At 44.4% G+C, this 18,038-nt stretch carries 13 protein-coding genes; all 13 read left to right on the top strand.

The window, feature by feature from the left end; genetic code table 11:
- Positions 1–65: 65 nt before the first annotated feature.
- A complete protein-coding gene (locus FE782_RS01940) occupies positions 66–1,061 on the top strand; it encodes a DGQHR domain-containing protein (protein WP_138191941.1) in 996 nt (331 codons plus the stop codon).
- Positions 1,061–2,017 carry a hypothetical protein gene (locus tag FE782_RS01935; RefSeq protein WP_138191939.1) on the top strand — a complete coding sequence of 319 codons (957 nt, stop codon included), beginning with the start codon at positions 1,061–1,063 and terminating at the stop codon, positions 2,015–2,017. The genes FE782_RS01940 and FE782_RS01935 overlap by 1 nt, the downstream gene beginning before the upstream one ends.
- Positions 2,004–3,977, top strand: a complete 1,974-nt coding sequence (locus FE782_RS01930) for an ATP-binding protein (RefSeq protein ID WP_138191937.1) — start codon at positions 2,004–2,006, stop codon at positions 3,975–3,977. The genes FE782_RS01935 and FE782_RS01930 overlap by 14 nt, the downstream gene beginning before the upstream one ends.
- A gap of 223 nt (positions 3,978–4,200) precedes the next feature.
- A complete protein-coding gene (locus FE782_RS01925) occupies positions 4,201–5,286 on the top strand; it encodes a hypothetical protein (protein WP_138191935.1) in 1,086 nt (361 codons plus the stop codon).
- Positions 5,287–5,290: 4 nt separating this feature from the next.
- Entirely contained in the window at positions 5,291–7,267 is a 1,977-nt protein-coding gene (locus FE782_RS01920) for a radical SAM protein (protein WP_138191933.1), read from the top strand.
- A gap of 735 nt (positions 7,268–8,002) precedes the next feature.
- Entirely contained in the window at positions 8,003–9,199 is a 1,197-nt protein-coding gene (locus tag FE782_RS01915) for a hypothetical protein (RefSeq protein ID WP_138191931.1), read from the top strand.
- 15 nt (positions 9,200–9,214) lie between these two features.
- Complete coding sequence (locus FE782_RS01910; RefSeq protein ID WP_138191929.1) at positions 9,215–10,921, top strand: ATP-binding protein; 1,707 nt, start codon at positions 9,215–9,217, stop codon at positions 10,919–10,921.
- Positions 10,922–10,938: 17 nt separating this feature from the next.
- A complete protein-coding gene (locus tag FE782_RS01905) occupies positions 10,939–12,507 on the top strand; it encodes an ATP-binding protein (RefSeq protein ID WP_138191927.1) in 1,569 nt (522 codons plus the stop codon).
- Positions 12,508–13,249: 742 nt separating this feature from the next.
- Positions 13,250–13,645: a hypothetical protein gene (locus FE782_RS01900; RefSeq protein WP_138191925.1), complete on the top strand. Its 396-nt coding sequence runs from the start codon at positions 13,250–13,252 to the stop codon at positions 13,643–13,645.
- Between the two features lie 92 nt (positions 13,646–13,737).
- The gene (locus tag FE782_RS01895) at positions 13,738–13,986 is read left to right on the top strand and encodes a hypothetical protein (protein WP_138191923.1); all 249 of its coding nucleotides are present in this window, start codon (positions 13,738–13,740) and stop codon (positions 13,984–13,986) included.
- On the top strand, positions 13,986–14,261 hold the full coding sequence (locus tag FE782_RS33240) for a type II toxin-antitoxin system RelE/ParE family toxin (protein WP_138191921.1): 276 nt from the start codon (positions 13,986–13,988) through the stop codon (positions 14,259–14,261). The genes FE782_RS01895 and FE782_RS33240 overlap by 1 nt, the downstream gene beginning before the upstream one ends.
- 429 nt (positions 14,262–14,690) lie before the next feature.
- On the top strand, positions 14,691–15,449 hold the full coding sequence (locus tag FE782_RS01885; protein ID WP_138191919.1) for a hypothetical protein: 759 nt from the start codon (positions 14,691–14,693) through the stop codon (positions 15,447–15,449).
- Between the two features lie 319 nt (positions 15,450–15,768).
- Positions 15,769–17,994 (top strand): helix-turn-helix domain-containing protein, encoded by a 2,226-nt coding sequence (locus FE782_RS01880; protein WP_138191917.1) that lies wholly within the window; start codon positions 15,769–15,771, stop codon positions 17,992–17,994.
- Positions 17,995–18,038: the final 44 nt, after the last annotated feature.

Below are 18,038 nucleotides of genomic sequence, written 5' to 3'. Positions count from 1 at the left end.
ATAGAAACTTAACAATGTAATAGGTTATAATGTAACTGTTACATTTGCAACGGGAAGGTGATGTCATGACTACGTATAGACTTGAAGTCATGAGGACCATACAGAAGAATCAAGAGATTTTCACTGGTTTTCTGACAAAGGAGTTAGCGCAGTCTTTGACTTTCTGCGACCATTACCCTCCGGCACCAAATCGGTTAGGGTATCAACGCCCGCCCGAGAAGAAAAGGGCTATTGATTTCGCGGCGTATTTAAATAAAAATCCAGCGGGATTTCTTACACCAATTCTACTTAACTCACGCGAAAAGTTGGGATTTTTCCCTTTCAACACATCTACATCATCTTCTTTTGGCTATGTTTCTATAAACGGGGGGCAGAACTTATCAATTATTGATGGACAACATCGGACCATTGGAATACTAGAGCACTTTGAGCAAGGGATTGAGATTCCTTTCTTATTATTTAATTATTTAGATACGGAGTATGAAGAAGACCTATTTATTACTATCAACCGAGAGCAGAAAAAAGTTTCTATGAGTCACGTTTACTTTGTAGGGCATAAAAATGATGTTCTTTCAGAACTTGTAATTAGGCTAGAATCAGATCCAGACAGTCCCTGGTACCATAACGTAAACCTTGTGGGCGCCCGTGGTACAAAACGGCCAGTTTCGCTTCAATCTTTAAGGGCATCGCTAGAGGAATTGTTTCAATCAGGGGAAGTAAAGATGCTTGACCTTGAAAAGCAATATAGATTAGCTATAGATTTTTGGGATGTTGTTGCACAAGTTTGGCCCGAGGCCTGGAGCGCCACAAGAAACTCATTATTAAAAAAGTCAATGGGAACACTAGCCGTAAGTAAACTGGGTAGTTACCTTATCCCGCTTGTGCTTAAGCGGGAATTGGGGGAGATCGATAAAGCTCAACTTCACGAGTATTTAATGCGTGCTAAACACGTTAATTGGATGAGTGATGGTGACTTTAAAGGGTATTCCAGCCGGCAAGCTTCAGACATGGTAAAAACACAATTAGATGCATTGATTTTTTCGCCGACAGGAGCTTGTTGATGGAGTGTACATGGTATGGGAAATTACCAGCATACTGGTCAGTTGCAAACTGGGCGTTGTTGACCGATAAACACATGGTGGTGCTTTCCCGCGAGTTGGAAACAAATCGCCGCAAGTTACAAGTGGTCTCTATAAACGAAAAGAAAGTTCGTGAGACGAATACCATTTATAATGTAATAATTGGAGCGGTGGGCGCTAATGTTTTATTATCCAAAGTACAAGATGCTAGAACCCATGACCAACTTAGTCGCTTTGGCTGGTTTACATTATCCACCTTCCAAATGGAATGGGAAATCAATCAAGTTGCTTTAGTCGAGAAATTCTCAATTCCGTATACATTAGATAATACATCGAGGACCTATAGCTGCGGCCTCTTACAAATTGACTTAACATCGGGTACCGCATCTACATTGGGAAGGGCTTCGCCGATATCTGGGATATGGTCTCTCGGACAAATGCAGATGGTACAAAATTCTGACCAGAAGGGGCTTATCGCCAAGCAAGAAGGAAGAACGGCTTGGCAATTAAACAACTTCTCTGGCAGTCAGTATCGAGGTGCGTTGGGGGACAAGCTTATATTTCTCCTGCCCAATGACGAAATGGTTTGTATCGATAAACGAACTGGAGATTCTTTATGGCAGGTGCAATTAGATAACGTCACAAATGAGGGACGAACCAAGGGGACGTTTGATTCCTATAATGAAACATACGCCAGAAATAGCTTTATTGCAGATATAGTTATTAACCAAGAGATATTGGTATGGTCGACGAAATATGATGAATTCTGTGCATATCATATTCCGACGGGCAGGCAAGCACAGTTCACAAAGCAAAATAATCAGTTTTTAGTAGATATAAACGATAAGTACGTGATGCTATTGACAGTTGATGAGGAACAATGTACAGGAACTCTGGCCTTGTACGCATTGGAGGAGTTATTGAGTGAGCACTTTTGAAACTGATTTGAAGCCCGCACATTCTAACTTGCGATTCGGCGGCATTAGCCCTGTAGTATTACGAGAGTTATCTGGTGTATATCAACCTTTCGTAAAGGCCGTCAAAGAAATGGTATCAAATGCTTATGATGCAGATGCTGATAGCGTTCATTTAGATTTTATCGAGAATTATCGCTTGTTGACCATATCAGACGATGGCTGTGGGATGGACCCTATAGAATTCGTAAGGGATTATATTAGGATCGGAAAAAGCTCCCAAAAGGATGAGTATACTTCGAGAAAGCAAAGGCCTCGGATTGGTGGTAAAGGAATTGGTTTTCTCGCTCCTGCTAGATACTGTGATGAAGTAGAAGTTAGAACAAAGAAAGGGTCAATCTCGCAACATGTGTTTCATTGGGAAGCCAATGGTCAAAGAAGGTTAGATCTGGGAGTTATTGTTCCAGGTGGTCTTGGGCGTGAATTATTGGAACGTATTGAAGTTATTAGTATAACGAATGAAAACGGTGAGCCAGTTGCTTTTGATATTCAAGAGCATGGTGTTGTTACGACTCAGAAATCTCTAAATTACGCACAGGTAGCGTACACCTTAAGAGCTTCTGAAATTGAGCTTGTTGCGACGATAAACTTTAAAGCTTTATTCTCGCTTGAATCTAATCGTAGCCTTGAAGATATTGATAATTTTTGCACGACTACCATTCGAGTAGTTGAGCCGTCGGAACAGCAAGGCTCTTACACAAGAATAACATTAAAAGAGCTAAAAGATTTTGTTGTGAGGGACCTCTCTAAACCTGCGAAAAAACGGGCTAGGAATATTGAGAGTTTTGGCGGAGATGAACAGTTCCTTTGGAATCTTAGTCGTATTATCCCAATAAAGGCAAATCTCCACAATAACATTCCTGAGGGAGTTCGCGATTTTATCCGGGCTGAGATGGACGGGGAGAACTTAGATTACCCCATAACTATCTCATACTCCATTAATGGTGGTTTAACTGAAAATCTGCATCGTAAAGTAATAGAACCGGAACGGCAGCTAGATGAAAATACAGATGCTGACCTAATAAAAATATTACGGTTTACTAATGACGATTTTGAGGCAAAAGGATTTTTAATTGGTCAATCGACAACTATTTTTCCTGCTGAATGCCGTGGGATATTGATCCGAGTAAAAGGGGTGGCAATAGGGGACCCCACATTCCTTGGACTCGACCAATTACTTACGGGCTCATCTAAAGTTGCCTTATCCCAAATATCAGGTGAAATTAATATCACAAAAGGTATTGATGCAATTCATGATATAAACCCCGGGCGTGATGGGTTTTATAAGGAAAGCAAGCAATATAATCGGTTAAAGCAACTGTTGATCGGTGACAATCCGGAAAGATTAGAGGGCCCACTAAAACAGTTGATTGATGCTATTATAAACCGAAGTGATATTAACGCCAGTATGACGAATTTTATAAAACGTCATGAAGCTCAACGTAATGCAATTATTGAAGCTAGTGCCGGCATAATGGAACTCTCTTTTGAGGATCCTGAGGTGATGGACCACTTTTACAAAGGAAGCTTGACGTATGAGCTTCAGTTGGCCCCTGCGGCACCTTTTAAAGCCGAAGGGAAACTAGCATCCTTTACTGTTTCAGTTGAGGAAGAAGTAACAGGTGATTATCAAATTGATTATGTGTCCAAGACATTAAAGTTAAATAAACGTGCTGATATCTGGAAACGTAATATTTCAATTGGTGGAGAAGATTTCGAGATTATCTACAAACAGGGGAAGCATGTGAAAGCATTTTGTGAGGTGAATCCAAGTCAGAATAAAATCTACTTAAATTGGGATCATCCGATTCGAAGCACAATGGGAGATGCGGGGTTCATCAAGCATTGCTTGGCAACAGTTGCTTCTAACCTCCCGCAAGACCAAATGGAGGTTTACATCAAACTTGTAACTAACAAAATTTAGCAGGGGACGAAAAATGGGCATTTGTATACAAGCAAACCAGTGGCTAAAGGAATTTATTTCAAACACGAAGGTATTACTTATAAATCCTCCTGTACAAGAGGTTAGATATGCATGGGTACGTTGGAACCAACCAACAACCCTCCTTATGTTAAGTACACTATTAGACCAAATGCATTGCGATGTTCAACTACTTGATTTTATGCTCCCAACGGAGTCTGGGCGTGTGGCTGTCAGAGATTTAGCAAAGCAAAAAATAATTGATAACACCTCATATAAGGCACGCACATATGGGATGCCTATGGATGAAGCGTCTAAGAACCTTCGTCTCGTTCTTAAAGAATGGGAACCCGATCATATTGTTATAAATACCCTTACCTCATATTGGTACGAAACGTTACGAACGCTGATCCCTTATTTAAAAACCCTGATTCCTGGGGTGAAGATTTCCATTATTGGTCCATATGCGGCGATAGAAACCGAGCATGCTCAAAGAATTGGGGCCACATTCTTGGTTACGGATTTCATTGATTTGAAATCTTGTTTGCCGGATTTTGAGATATACTACAAGGCAATCACTAGAAAATTGAATTCAGAAAAACTCCCCCAGTTTGGGGGGGTAAAGTTTTCCTTGGACCCAGTTCCTGGGCTTTTGGAACAAGTAAACGTATTGAAACGGAATAATATAAAAGATGTGGTTATTTTTGAGGGCAACCTATTCGTAAATAATGGTGAAATACTGAAAGAATTTATTAGGGAACTCAAGAAACAAGAAATACAACTGTCCCTTTACGGATTGTGTGGAGTTGAGATTAAAGATGCTCCACCGGGGATCTTTCAAGACATGTACGAAGCAGGATTTCGTTCATTCTTTCTGGAGTATGAAAAAGAAGGTAATGATCTCGCAATTGATCATTACCTAAGGGTATATAGAGAATTAAAAAGGTATAAAATTAGTTCTGGGAACCTAGCTGGTTTTCTGATGATCGGTACACAAGATGATGACTTAGAGACAATGTTCCGTCATAGTTTTCAGCTGTTACAACTTTGTGGTTCGCTTATACCTAAGCCTTATACGCCATCCTTTAATACGGATGAATATAAATCATACTCCAAAGCCGGTAAGCTTGACCTACTTTCACCTCATGTTTTTCCGTTATCGGAGAAAAACGGAATTTCCAGGGAAGAGTACAAGGAGTTTTACCAGCATACAAGCTTTCTGAATGAGAAGAGATTGGGTCAATCATTTAATTTTTTTGATGATCATTACTGTTCTATTGCTTTAAAGAGAAGTTTAGGGAAAAAGGGTTGATGTTATGGAACGCCGTAAACTTGCGATATTAGTTAACCCACCAATATACGACACGCAATACTGGGCTAGGTGGAGTATGCCTCACGGCTTATTAAAGATTGCGACTTGGCTGCGCGAAAGCAATTTATATGATTTAAAATTATTTGATTGCTTAAATCCATACGGGAAAGAAAGTGGCGTCATTGAAAGTGTAACAGAATTTGAAAGTTTTGATGCAGTAAGAAAGCAAAAGAAAAGTGTCGTAGTCTTAGGTACAAACAAGGAGTACGTTCCTGATAGATTTGGTTATAAGTTGAAACCAAATGAGAAATGGAAATATGAGTTTGGTTGTCCGATTGGAACGTTAGAAAACCAGTTATTCGAGCTTAAAGAAGAGATAAAATATAAAGAGTACGAAGTTATTGAATTTTGGGTAACTTCAATTATGACTTATTGGTGGGAAAGTACTCGTGATGTAATTAAACTTGCTCTGGAAGTATTTCCCCAAGCAAAAATTAGGGTAGGGGGCATTTATCCTACTTTGGCACCTGGGCATGCTGGCTCTAAGCTTGGAATTGAAGCACTTGTAATTAAAGGAGACTATGTAAAACTCTCAGATGAGCATCTGATGTCGCAGCATCTTGTAGTTCGAAATGAGATCCCAGGGGCCTCGAACCTAGCACTAGCGACGGACTTATATGAAGAGGGCGAGCGCCCACCCTACACAATATTAACTACATCCCGTGGATGTCCGCATATTTGCTCGTACTGTGCGTCTAACATTCTTAACGATGGAACAAAAGTACGCAATCGAGACTTTGAGGATGTAATACGGGAGATTAAAGAAAAATTTGTTCAAGGGACACGAGTTTTTTGCTTTTATGAAGATAATTTATTAATGAAAATGAAAGAATTCAAGCGTATTTTGAAAGCTGTTCTTACAGATAAGTCGTTATACGGGATTAAGATTTATGCTCCGGAAGGAATTGAGATTGGAGTAGCATTGAGTGACCATAAGCGTTTTTTACTTAAGTTAAAATCGAATAGGCAGATACTTGCTACACTATCGGTAGATACAGATTTGCCTCCGGAACAGCCAGGTACAGAAGGGATATACGAAAACTATAAAAACCAAAAATCAATGCAGAAACGTTCATTTATAACTTTGGAAGAGGACCTTACACAGGGATCAGTTGAGATTATTGACAAGAGTAATCCCGAGGAGTATCTAAAGCTGCAAATAGGCGGAGAAGAAGTCATCTTACGTAAAGTTCCAAAGGATAACGGCAGGGATGAGATCGTATATGAAAATGAAAGTGACAGTTCACTGGGATTATACCTGGTTGGCGTTCCAGAAATAGTATATTTAATGAAATTAGCCGGATTCGAAAAGATCTACTTGCCCCTTGAAACAATAAAAAAGGAAACCAACGCCCGATGGAATCGATCGTGGAACAGTAATTTACATCGCTTTGAATCGTTGTTAGCAGCTTTGGAGGAAGTCGGGTTCGACACGCGGAGACAGAATGTAAATGCTTTTGTTATGTTTGGACTGCCTGGTGAAGACCTGGAAGAGATCTATGATACCGCTCTATATGCCAGCGAGCGAGTTGGTTCGGTCATCCCCATGTTATTCACACCTGTCCCTTCTACACAGGTATTTGAACAATACCAGGACTATATTATTAGCAAAGGGTTTGATCTTCAACATTTAAACGGAAAGCTGTTCCCGTTTTTTGATATGTTGAAACAAGACTTAATTAACAAACATGGCGAATGCAAAATGGATATAAGCGATTACGTCCGCGTTGAAAGTTTTATGCAACGTATTAATACAAAAGTAAATGGTCAGTCCGTAAATATTTACTCAGACTCTCGCGTTTCCCAAACGTTCCGTAAGGTGTATAGTGAGTATGAATCCCTATTAAGTAGTATGGAATGTGATAATGATGAGCAATTATTAGGTGAGATGGAAGTTGCGGCAGCGTGGCAAGGGGAATAATCATGTTACAAATTAGATAATTTATCGTCAAAAACCTCTAGAATTCACTATTATCGTGAATCTGGGGTTTTTTGTTATTTGTTCCATTTGGGTTTATCTGAAAAGGATGATGCAAAATAGAGGGATCCGCTAGATTTGAGGAGAAATTATTACATAAATTAAAGGTCTTATGAACTAGAAGTATGGAAAAGCATGTATCCTACAAACTAAGGCCTGATGCCTTTGTTAATGCGGACGGTTTTTGTGATTTATCTCAGAAAATTAGGGACACAATGCTCCGGAGAGTATCGAGTAGTTGGTGTTTTTGATAATAGCGCTTGGACTAATCAAATTTTTTGTAACTAATCGTGAAAAAATTCCATCCTAATTCAACAATCTACGGACCGGAGGAATAGATTTTTTCAGAAAATCGTTTCTTAACAATGGGCATTGAAGATAATATAATAATTAAGGTATTTAATTAATTTTTTTTAGGTGTCACGAGTGAAAGGCCTGGGAACAGTTGGGATTTTGTGTGAGGTTAAGCAAGGGAACCTTCGGATAAGTTTTTAAACAAGGTAATTATAAATAGCTCCGTTAGAGTCTTTAGTTAAATACGGAGGAATGCTCTTGGGCTTTTAATTATTGATCCCCGGTCATTTCGTTAAAAGATTCTAAATTGCAAGTATATTAAAAATGGATAATAGACGTGAGCAAGGAAACAGAAGGGTCTGTCAGCAAGGAGGCAAAGGAATGATGAGTAGCACCAACGAACATTTTTCTAAACCAAAGCATGACAAGGTTATGAATATCCTTGCTGAAGTTACTGGTGGTAAGAGCTATAAGGGTCATAAGTATGGGCTTGATCATGCGGATCGTCCGTCAGTCGACTATGGAAATAGCGAGATTATCTGGAAAAGAAGAGCAGAAACGACTCAACATAGGACCTACGTCGACCTGTCAGGACTGTGCAAGAAGCTAGCCTCACGGGATGATCAAATTCTTAGCTATTTCTTGGACGGTTCGCGTAGGGTTTTCAAGGTGGATGACATCGCATACAGACAATCTGGCGGCCGAAGTGTTATATACCCTGTGATTGCCGGACAGATTGGTGTCGGTTGCTGCCGTCGCGTCGATAAGAAAGTAGCTCCGGCCAAGTTTAAGCGTGAGTTTGTTTTATCTATGCCAGATGTAGCTGATGCGGATGGAAAATCTGGTTTTTGGCCTGCCACGACAAAAAAATTAAGCGAGTGTATAGAATTAAAGAAACTGGGGATAGAGTTTTCCACCATTTTGCCGTATAAAACATCTAGAAATGAAGATAAGAAGTTCGAGGATCGTGCTACTGCCTGTGTTCAGGATAGAATGATAGAAGCTGAGAAAGAATTTGTTGCTGAGCTTGTACGCGAGGGAAAGCTTAATCATAACAATTACTTAGTCAAGGACGGGTCGCTAGAGTATCGACCAACAAAAGACGATAAAACCGACAAGAAGAGATACCAAACTTTCAAGAATAACTATAACTGGGTAATAGGCGCGTCAAAGAATTTCAACCCAGAAGTATGCGAGGATATTAATGGGAAACCTAATCCTGGTTTTATCGCGGATATGCCGCTCTATCATCGCACTCCAGTGGCAGAGTACGAGAATCCGATGCTTGGCGATATCAAGTTCGCTGTGTGGTACATCCGCCTAAGAGATAAAAAGCAGACCAGAACGCCGTTCGACGGGATACTAAAGATCGAAAAAATTCTCGTTACGGGTGAAGAAATTGAGGCGGGCATTGACAGCGAACTAGTAGACACACTAAGCGCTTACCTCATAAATGAACGTAATCCTGTATGTTATGGCTCGGACCTCCGGTGGGCGAATCACATATACCCTATATACTTGACAGAGTCTTTTGTGAAATCGCGTTATCTTAGTACTGAGAGTTTCTTGCATCTATTTTAAGGAGAAGAATAATTTATGAGTAAATTGATTGGTCGCGTTCTAGCGACCGAAAAAAGTCCCACAACTATGGATGAGTTTAATTTCTGGACAAACTCGGACTTGAAACTTCATGCTTTCGATATCGTGAAAGTAGAACATATCGAAGGCTCCTATACTTTTGGCGTTATTGAGAACATCTCACACATCACTGATGCACAGAGTTTTTTGACAAACTTTATCTCTAGTGACTTCGGTGATGTAACTATCGATGAGCCGACCCTACGTGTTGGTATGAACTATGCTAAAGCCAAGGTTTCCTTTAATAACAGAAACCTATACACTCCAGTCCATAATAACGCCAAGGTATACCTTGCTACAGCCGATGAAATTACGATGGCACTTGGACTTGATCGTATTGAAAATCCCCTTGTCTGCGGGTCTCTCACGATGTATGAAGGTACCACGGAAGAGGTTACCCTCCCTGTATATCTGAATTCGAAGTTCATTTTGGGACCGGAGGGTGCACACCTCAATATATCAGGTATCTCAGGGCTTGCCGCAAAGACCTCTTATGCGATGTTCCTAATGAAAGCCATACAAGATCAGTATCTTAACGCCGAGATGAACGAAAGCGTTGCTTTTGTCATATTCAATGTTAAGGGAAGAGATTTAATGGCTATAGACCGGCCGAACGACTTTTCAACTGTTGCACCCGGCGAAGAGAAGCGTATTTTCGAGGAATACGAATCATTAGGGTTGTCTACTGATCCTTTCAAAAATGTGAAGTATTATATCCCCTTCGCGAGTAATGCGTCGGCGAAGCAAAGTACATATCTGTCTCCAGAAGATGTGAAGGCGTATATAGAAGACGAGCAATTACAAAAGTTTAAGTACACGTATGAGGACGATAAGGAGAGCCTAGAGATGCTCTTCGCTGATATTGACGATCCTCAGCAGACCATGGAAGCAATCATTAGCAAAATCATCGACGAGACTGACCCGGATTTTGGCAATATTGATACGTGGACTGAGTTTAGGGAAAAAGTCGATGAACTGTCTCAGCGTTCCCAACCCGCGGGGCGAGGTTCCCAGCAACGAGTTTCCAATGAAATTTCTGTACTAAGTTGGAGAAAGTTCAAGCGCATCATTAATAAGGCTACCAAGAACGACGATATGTTTGCTAATCGCACTGATCCAAGCAAGCACGAATGTCGCTTGGCCGACGAGCTGAAGAAAATACGGGAAAACGAGGTATATGTAATTGACATTGCCAAGCTACCTGAAGACAAGCAGGCGTTTGTCTTCGGTGACGCTGTACGGACCATCTATAACTTAAAGTTAGGCGAATACGATGCCGAGTCTGGAGTTGAGCCGCCGACACGTATTGTTATTTTCATTGATGAGCTCAACAAGTATGCGTCAAAGGAGATACCGAAGTCGTCACCTATCCTCCGTGAAATCCTCGATATCACTGAGCGCGGTCGTTCATTAGGGGTTGTCCTTTTCGCGGCGGAGCAGTTCCGTTCTGCAATTCATCCGCGTGTAACAGGCAACTGTGCAACGCATGCTTATGGAAGGACCAACTCTATTGAAACATCGACCGCTGATTATAGAAGCCTTCCTAGCACATACCAAAATATGTTAACACGTTTTAAGCAGGGTGATTATCTAGTTCAGAACCCCATCTTCCGTTCCCTTTTGAAGATACATTTTCCAAAACCCGTTTACAAACAGTTCAAGTAAGTAGGTGATATATAGACATGGCAGACTATATTTTTGGCGCAAACATTCTTGAGAATCTAACAACAGGAATGTACCAAGACTCCAAGGTGATCTACCGCGAATATATTCAGAATGCTTGTGATCAGATCGATAAAGCCGTTAAAGAAGGGCTTCTTAAACATGATGAAGGTACCATTAAAATATGGTTAGATCGTGACAAGCGAACAATCATCATTGAGGATAATGCTACAGGGATTCCTGCCGCTTCTTTTCAAGAAACTCTGGGAAATATCGCTGACTCCGATAAGAAAATCGGTGAAGATAAAGGGTTTAGGGGCATCGGTAGGCTGTGCGGCTTAGCGTACTGCAATGAACTTATTTTCAGCTCTTCAGTCAAAGGTGAGGAAACTGAGTCCATTATGGTATGCGATGCCAAGAAGATGCGCCGGCTTATCGATGAGAATGCACGTGGAAAGAAACACACGGCAAACGAAGTGCTAAATGCCATAAATCGTTTTGAGCGGAAAAAGACAAACAATATTGATTCGCATTTTTTTCGTGTGGAGCTGAACTATATTAATTCGGAGAACACCGACTTGCTCGATTTTCAACAAATCAAGGACTATCTTTCCTTTGTTGCTCCTGTTCCTTATCAAAACAGTTTCATTTACCGAACCGATATATACAATCATGCTAAGGAAATCGGCACGAAAATCGACGAATATAATATTACGCTTGATGGGGAGCCAATCTTTAAGAGATATACGACAATATTGAAAGAGTCGTCAACGGGGAATAAGTACGATGATATATTTGGTGTCCACTTTAAGGATTTCCACAAAAATGGTGAGTTGATTGCGTGGATGTGGGTCGGCATATCTAGATTCCAGAAAGCGATCCCAAAGATTAACCAAATGCGTGGCCTGCGATTGCGAAAAGAGAATATCCAGATCGGTGGTGAAGACGCTCTCCAGAAATTATTCAAAGAAGACCGTGGCAATAGTTATTTTATTGGTGAGGTTTTCGCAGTGAACAGGGACCTTATTCCTAACTCACAACGAGACTATTTTAATGAGAATCCAGCAAGGGCTGATTTCGAGCGTGAGTTGCAAAGGTATTTCAATGATGAGCTTTACAAAATCTACCACGACGGCTCTACTATTAACAGTGCATACAAAAAAATTGATACATATGAAAAAAAGGAAACTGAGTTCAAAGTAAAGGAAACTGCAGGTCTCTTTGTGGATGCATCACATCGCGAACGCGAACTTAAGTCTGTTCTAGAAACAAAAAAGGCAGCAGAAAGTGCACTGGGAAAAATTGATAAAGTGAAAAATAAATCAGATGGGCTAATGCAGAAAGTAATTCAACGGATTGAACTTGAACGCCCCAAGAGAAAGATTACTGCTGCGGTGCCACCTGTAATATCGCCTGAAGAAGATAAGGAGTATGAAGAACCTAAAATGCTACGCCGCACGGACCGGCTTTCACAATACAACAAGGCAGAACGCAAGCTCATTTCAAAAATATTCAGCATCATTACTTTGGCAACTGACAACAAAACTGCTGAGATGATTATTAAAAGGATTGAGGAGGAACTTCAATGAATTGTAAAGGTACTGAACGAAGATGACTACATAATTACCCCGACCGAGTCAATGAGGACTCACCCAAGTTGGTGTCCGACTCCTCTTGATTGTGTAGTCTTTGGATATTTGTTGACGACTTGTTGACGAACACCGTCAGCAAGCAACAAAACGCGAACAAAAAGAATACGCCGCGGATAAAACCCTTATAAATCAAGGGTTTTATCCGACTAATGCAGATCATATCCAACCCCCACATGCTCCCGCATACAGTTGCATGTCTAACAAAAGGGTAGACTTTTTATTCCACCTTCCTTTGACATGAATCAACTGAAGAAAGCAGCATTAATCGTTGCCAAAATGATTGGATAATTGTCGATATAAGATAAGGAGCTTGCTTTAAGAGATGCCACATACTCGCTTTCCCGGGAAATAAGTCGAATAAATGCTGTCGAACTTTTGTTGGATAGGCTGAGAGTGATCTATTCTATGTTTTTTTTTGAATGAGTCCTAAGTCCGATCCAACCGCTCCTTTATTTAACTTAGCTAAACAAATATGGCTGCGTGGTCGCCGCCATCTACACACTTGCCGCGAACGACTGGCGGTGCCGCTTCATCCCGACGGGCGTGAAGATAGCAAGGGGTATGCGCAGACGTTCGGTTCGTATTCGAGCTTCTTGTCCTGGGCGGGCTGTCTGACGGCGGAGGAGCAGGCTGCGTACGAGGCGAGCGAGGCGTGGCTGCGGGATGTCGAAAAGAGGCGATGGCGAAGAGCTATAAGATGGTCTTGCTGCTGTACATGCTGGAGCTGGGCGCGGAACGGTGGGCGGAGCCGGTGACGCCGCAAGAGGTGGCGCCGTTCTTCCATCGTTACTTGATGGAGAAGGAGTATCGGAAGCGGATCGACTTCTCGGATGCGGAGTCGCGGCGGCTGTGGACGTACGACGAGACGGCTGTCAGCGGGTTTATTGCGCGGATGCCGCTGACGAAGTGGGCCGGTGCTCGCGGCAGCATGACGCGGTTCGAGGATGGGATGCTTTCGTTAGTGGATGTACCGGCGGCGGAGCATAGGAGAATCGTGCATCGGTGGACGCGGGATGTGTGCGAGTATCGGCTGCATGTGCATTTCGAGCGGCGGGCGGGGAGGCAGGAGTTATAAAGCTCTCCTCGAGTGATTTATCTCAGGCTGTTTCTTACAGTCATCAATGTTATAATAAAACTTACAAGATCGATCTAAGGAGGGACACCAAGTTGCTTAAAAAACTCGAAGGCAATGATGCGGAGCTCTTCAAGGAATGGATATATGAGCATAAAGACACTATCGTCGATGTCGAGGGTAAGCATTATCTGGTGAAGCCATTAAGCAACATTGTCCAAGAAGAAATCGAAAGCGACAGTGAGCTTAAGGCATTGATTATGCAAGCCAAACGTGATATTGCCGAGGGCACGCTCTATTCAACCGACGATCTCATTGAGGCGATTGAAAAGGGACAGCTGTAATGAATATGAAGTGGACCCCTTCGGCTAGGAAAAGCTTGAGGGATATTCAAAGCATTCATTTTACGGAAGAAGAAACGAAAGAATACCGGATTCGTTTGGTCCGGAGCATCCAAGACAAGATTCTTTCACTCATGGTTTCCATGCCCGCAAGAGAGCCCTCTTGGCAGGGGACATATAGGATTTTAGTCGACCGTTACAAAGTGTATTACTCGTTTTCCGATGATAGACAGACTTGTTTCATAGAAGCCCTCCGACATCAGCATCAAAATGATTGAGACCACAATGCGGCAAGTTCCCGTATTGTGGTTTTTTCGTCAGATGCATATTGGAGCATTGCCGGAGAAGGTTTTTCAGTTGCTGACAGGGTCGAATAAGCAGCTGCATTCGGAAGGCGTACTGGCGATTTATGAGCTGTCACGTCAACTTCGAATCAAGCAGAAACATGTGGGTGAAAGCTTCCGTTGCTGCCGCGACCGCGCCATCCGAATTGCTTCGTCGCTCAGCCGGCATCTCGATTCTGCTGCCTTCCACTGCTGCTCCCGATCCTGCAGCTTCTGTTGACTTGCCGCGCGCCCAGCGTGTACCTTCGGCTTCGCCCAGTGAATCCCGCGAGATCGTAATGTCATTTTCCGTCGCCGGAGCAAGGTGGTACAATGGACGAAAGCGCCAATTCGGGCGCATATGCGAAAAGGACGGTGCAATGTATGGCTTATTCGTTTGCCATCCGGCCGGTTGGCCACCTGACGTTTGCGGACGAGGACGAACAAATCCGAAAATGCAAGGAATGGGGACTGCTGACCGACAAGGCATCTAGGATGAAGACGTTTTATTATAAAGGGAACGGGCTGAACATGGCGTGCACCGTTGTCGGCTACGTCGACGATGTGACGGCTGTCATCAGCTTCGACGATGGGACGTTGCATTGTATCCACCCGTCCTATCTGAAGGAAATGCAAGCGTCCCAGTTCGGCACGAAGCCTGCCGCTCCGTCGGACGAGCCCGCAGAGGCGGCGGACGAGCCGAAGGAGACAGCGGGCGGGCCGGAGGGGGACGCTGCGACAGAAGCGTCACCGAACCGGAAAGATGGCGAAGCGGCAACGGATCAGACGGATGACGAAGCTGCGGCGAAGCGGACTGCCCCGAAGTCGTCAAGAAGTGGGACCGGTAAAATCAAGCTGCCGGAGGACAAGGTGCGCATGCGGGCGGTCGTCGAGCAATTTACGACCGTGCCGAACCATTTCGCCGATGAGGATGACGAAGTGGTCGTATACGGGGATGTCGTCATCGAAGAGCTAGGAGTGGAACTTGGCTCCGCCTGGTCCAGTCACAGCGCCACGCTGAAAAAAATGGAATTGCAAGTTGGCGATGCGCTGACCTTCGAAGCGAAAGTCGCCGCCAAAAAACTGACGCGTCACCCGGTGCCGTACAAAATCAACAACCCGTCCAAAATTCAGAAGCTGTAAGCGGCCGACACATCCTTCCAAACGGGCGTTCATTCCAGACCGATTTCGGGTATGCTCCCATTGGAAGTCTTCACCGGATTGCGAGTAGGCATCGTAATAGACCGCTACTGTCAGAGTGAACTGCACCCCGATGGTTAGACGCTCATCTAACATTGGAGGTGCAGTTTTTTTCATGGTCAAGTTTTACAGCGGGTAGAATGAAATCGCCTTCATTATGTCTTTGGTCAGGAAGGAAAATCCAGTTCTATAACGAAACTAGTGAATATATCATTTCAATGAGTCGTTTCCGAGGTAGATAATCGATTCGGGAGGGCAGGGAATGAAAAATTCTTGGTTTCACCGAATGATCTGGTCATACATCCCCATCTTCCTCATCTTATGCTCCTTTATTTTCTTCATCTTCTTCAACATGCTGTCGGAACAGCAGCGCAAGAACGCGATCTCGGCGAACCGGGTATCCACCTCGCAAATTCTGCAGACCGTCGACGTCTCGTTGAAATCGATCGACACGACGGTTGTTAACGATTTGATGAACGAACCGATCTACTTGGAGTTTTTCTATCAAACCGATCTGCACGACGTCGCGCTACATTACCGGGTATCGAAGCAATTGAAGCTGTTAACGCAGCAGCTGCCGATGGTCGAGTCCATCGATCTCGTGCGATTCGAAGACGAATTGATCTTTAACGGAAATTTGATTCATCCGATCCGCAAGTCGGAGGACCGCGAGTTTATCGGCGCCTTGAAAGAGGGAGTCCGCCTTACGAAGTGGACGGGCCTCAGGAAATACAAGCACTACCCGTTCCAAGAGGATAAAGAGGTACTCAGTCTCGTCTACCCGTACCCGCTCAACATCGGCGGCCAAGGGGGCTTCATCGTGAACGTGCGCGCGTCGGCGCTCGAGCGGATGCTGGAGGACATTACCGGCTCGACGAACGTCTTCGTGACGGTACGCGACGCAGAAGGGAAGCGGCTGTTCGGCAGCGCGGACGACGGCGGGCAGCGCGGCCCCGTGATGTCGAGCATGACCTCCAGGTATACGGGCTGGACGATCGACAGCGGCATGGTCGACGGGACGATCCTGCAGGCGACTTCGCTGTTGTCCGACGTCTGGATGGTCGTCGGGCTGTTCGTGTTCGGCTTAGGCATTGTGTCGATCGTGTACGTGACCCGGCGGAATTATCGTCCGCTGAAGGAGTTAATCGCGAAGATCGACACGTATTTGCATAAGGAGACGGAATCGTTAGGCGATATGCGGAGCGACGAGTTTTTCGTGCTGCAGAGCACGATCGACCGTTATATCGCGAAGTCGGAGCATATCGAGAAACAAATCGAGGAGACGGCCGAGCTGAAGAAGAAGAGCTTCTTCGGCGAGCTCCTGAACGGGTGTCGGGACATCGATCCGGACCGGCTGCACCAAGAGCTGGAGAAGCATGGCCTGAATCCCGGCGGCGAGCGGCTTTCCGTCTTCGTCGCGGAGATCGACCGCTACGATGAGGTGTTCCAGAAGTATAAGGAACGTGACCGATATTTGTTTAAGTTTATTGTCCACAGCGTGACGAGGGAAATTATGGGGACGGATCCTTCCCGCGTGTGGGTGGAGTGGATTTCGGAGGATCGGTTCGCAGGCATCTTGTTCGCGGACCGGCCGGACGCGGATCGCAGGGAAGCCTTCGACCGGCTGTGTCGCTGGGTGAACGACAACTTGAAGTTTACGGTAACGGCGGGGCTCGGGCTGGAAAAGTCGGGTTGGGCGGAGGTGGCGCACTCGTACAAGGAAGCCGTCCAAGCGCTTCAATATAAAGCGGTGTTAGGCAGTGACCGGTGGATTGCGTATGCGGACGTCCTCGAGAGGCGAACGACGGATCGCGGGGATTCCTTGGAGGCCGTCGCGCTCATTCACGATTTCGCCGAGTCCTATCGCTTGGACGACCCGGAGTGGGAGAACAAGCTGTCTCTCTTCTTTGCCGATGCCAGGAGCCGTCTGCGGACGAAGGACGACTTGCTGATCCTGGTCCATTACTTCATTTACTATTTGGATTTGCAAATTACGCAGCTGCCGAAGGAGTATGGCCAGCTGTGGAAGGGGAAGGCGCTGCCCGGCTTGTTGGACGCCGCGAAGCGATTGGACACGTGGGCTCGAATGGAGGCCGATCTGACGGACATCCTGCACGACTTCCGGGCGCACACGCTCCGGTTGCGGGAAGAGAAGAGCCATTGCGCCTTGCTGAAGGAAATTCGAACCTACGTGGAGGAGCATTACGCCAATCCGGATTTATCCCTCGATTATTTAAGCGATCGTTTCGAGATCAATTCGAAATATTTAAGTCACCTGTTTAAGGAACAATTCGGCGAAAATTTCATCGACTTCTTGACCCGCAAGCGAGTGGAGGAGGCCAAACGGATGCTGCTGGAGGCGTCGCATTCGATCCAGGAGGTCGGGGATAAGGTCGGGTATCCGAATGCGACGACGTTCCGAAGGGCGTTCAAGAAGGTCGTCGGCTTTTCCCCTGTAGATTTCCGAAGACATGGCGAATCGAGTTAGGGCGTAACCGTCCGGAGGGAAACCTCCGGATTTTTGATTGTCGA

The organism is Paenibacillus antri (genome assembly GCF_005765165.1).
GTDB lineage: Bacteria > Bacillota > Bacilli > Paenibacillales > YIM-B00363 > Paenibacillus_AE > Paenibacillus_AE antri.
Note: the sequence above shows the minus strand (reverse complement) of the source record. Positions and strands in the feature narration are given on the sequence as shown.

Excerpts from the sequence above, each read along its gene's own strand:
- FE782_RS01940 (WP_138191941.1), top strand. The coding sequence starts at position 66 with ATGACTACGTATAGACTTGAAGTCATGAGGACCATACAGAAGAATCAA.
- FE782_RS01935 (WP_138191939.1), top strand. The coding sequence starts at position 1,061 with ATGGAGTGTACATGGTATGGGAAATTACCAGCATACTGGTCAGTTGCA.
- FE782_RS01920 (WP_138191933.1), top strand. The coding sequence starts at position 5,291 with ATGGAACGCCGTAAACTTGCGATATTAGTTAACCCACCAATATACGAC.
- FE782_RS01915 (WP_138191931.1), top strand. The coding sequence starts at position 8,003 with ATGAGTAGCACCAACGAACATTTTTCTAAACCAAAGCATGACAAGGTT.
- FE782_RS01910 (WP_138191929.1), top strand. The coding sequence starts at position 9,215 with ATGAGTAAATTGATTGGTCGCGTTCTAGCGACCGAAAAAAGTCCCACA.
- FE782_RS01905 (WP_138191927.1), top strand. The coding sequence starts at position 10,939 with ATGGCAGACTATATTTTTGGCGCAAACATTCTTGAGAATCTAACAACA.
- FE782_RS01900 (WP_138191925.1), top strand. The coding sequence starts at position 13,250 with ATGGCGAAGAGCTATAAGATGGTCTTGCTGCTGTACATGCTGGAGCTG.
- FE782_RS33240 (WP_138191921.1), top strand. The coding sequence starts at position 13,986 with ATGAATATGAAGTGGACCCCTTCGGCTAGGAAAAGCTTGAGGGATATT.
- FE782_RS01885 (WP_138191919.1), top strand. The coding sequence starts at position 14,691 with ATGGCTTATTCGTTTGCCATCCGGCCGGTTGGCCACCTGACGTTTGCG.
- FE782_RS01880 (WP_138191917.1), top strand. The coding sequence starts at position 15,769 with ATGAAAAATTCTTGGTTTCACCGAATGATCTGGTCATACATCCCCATC.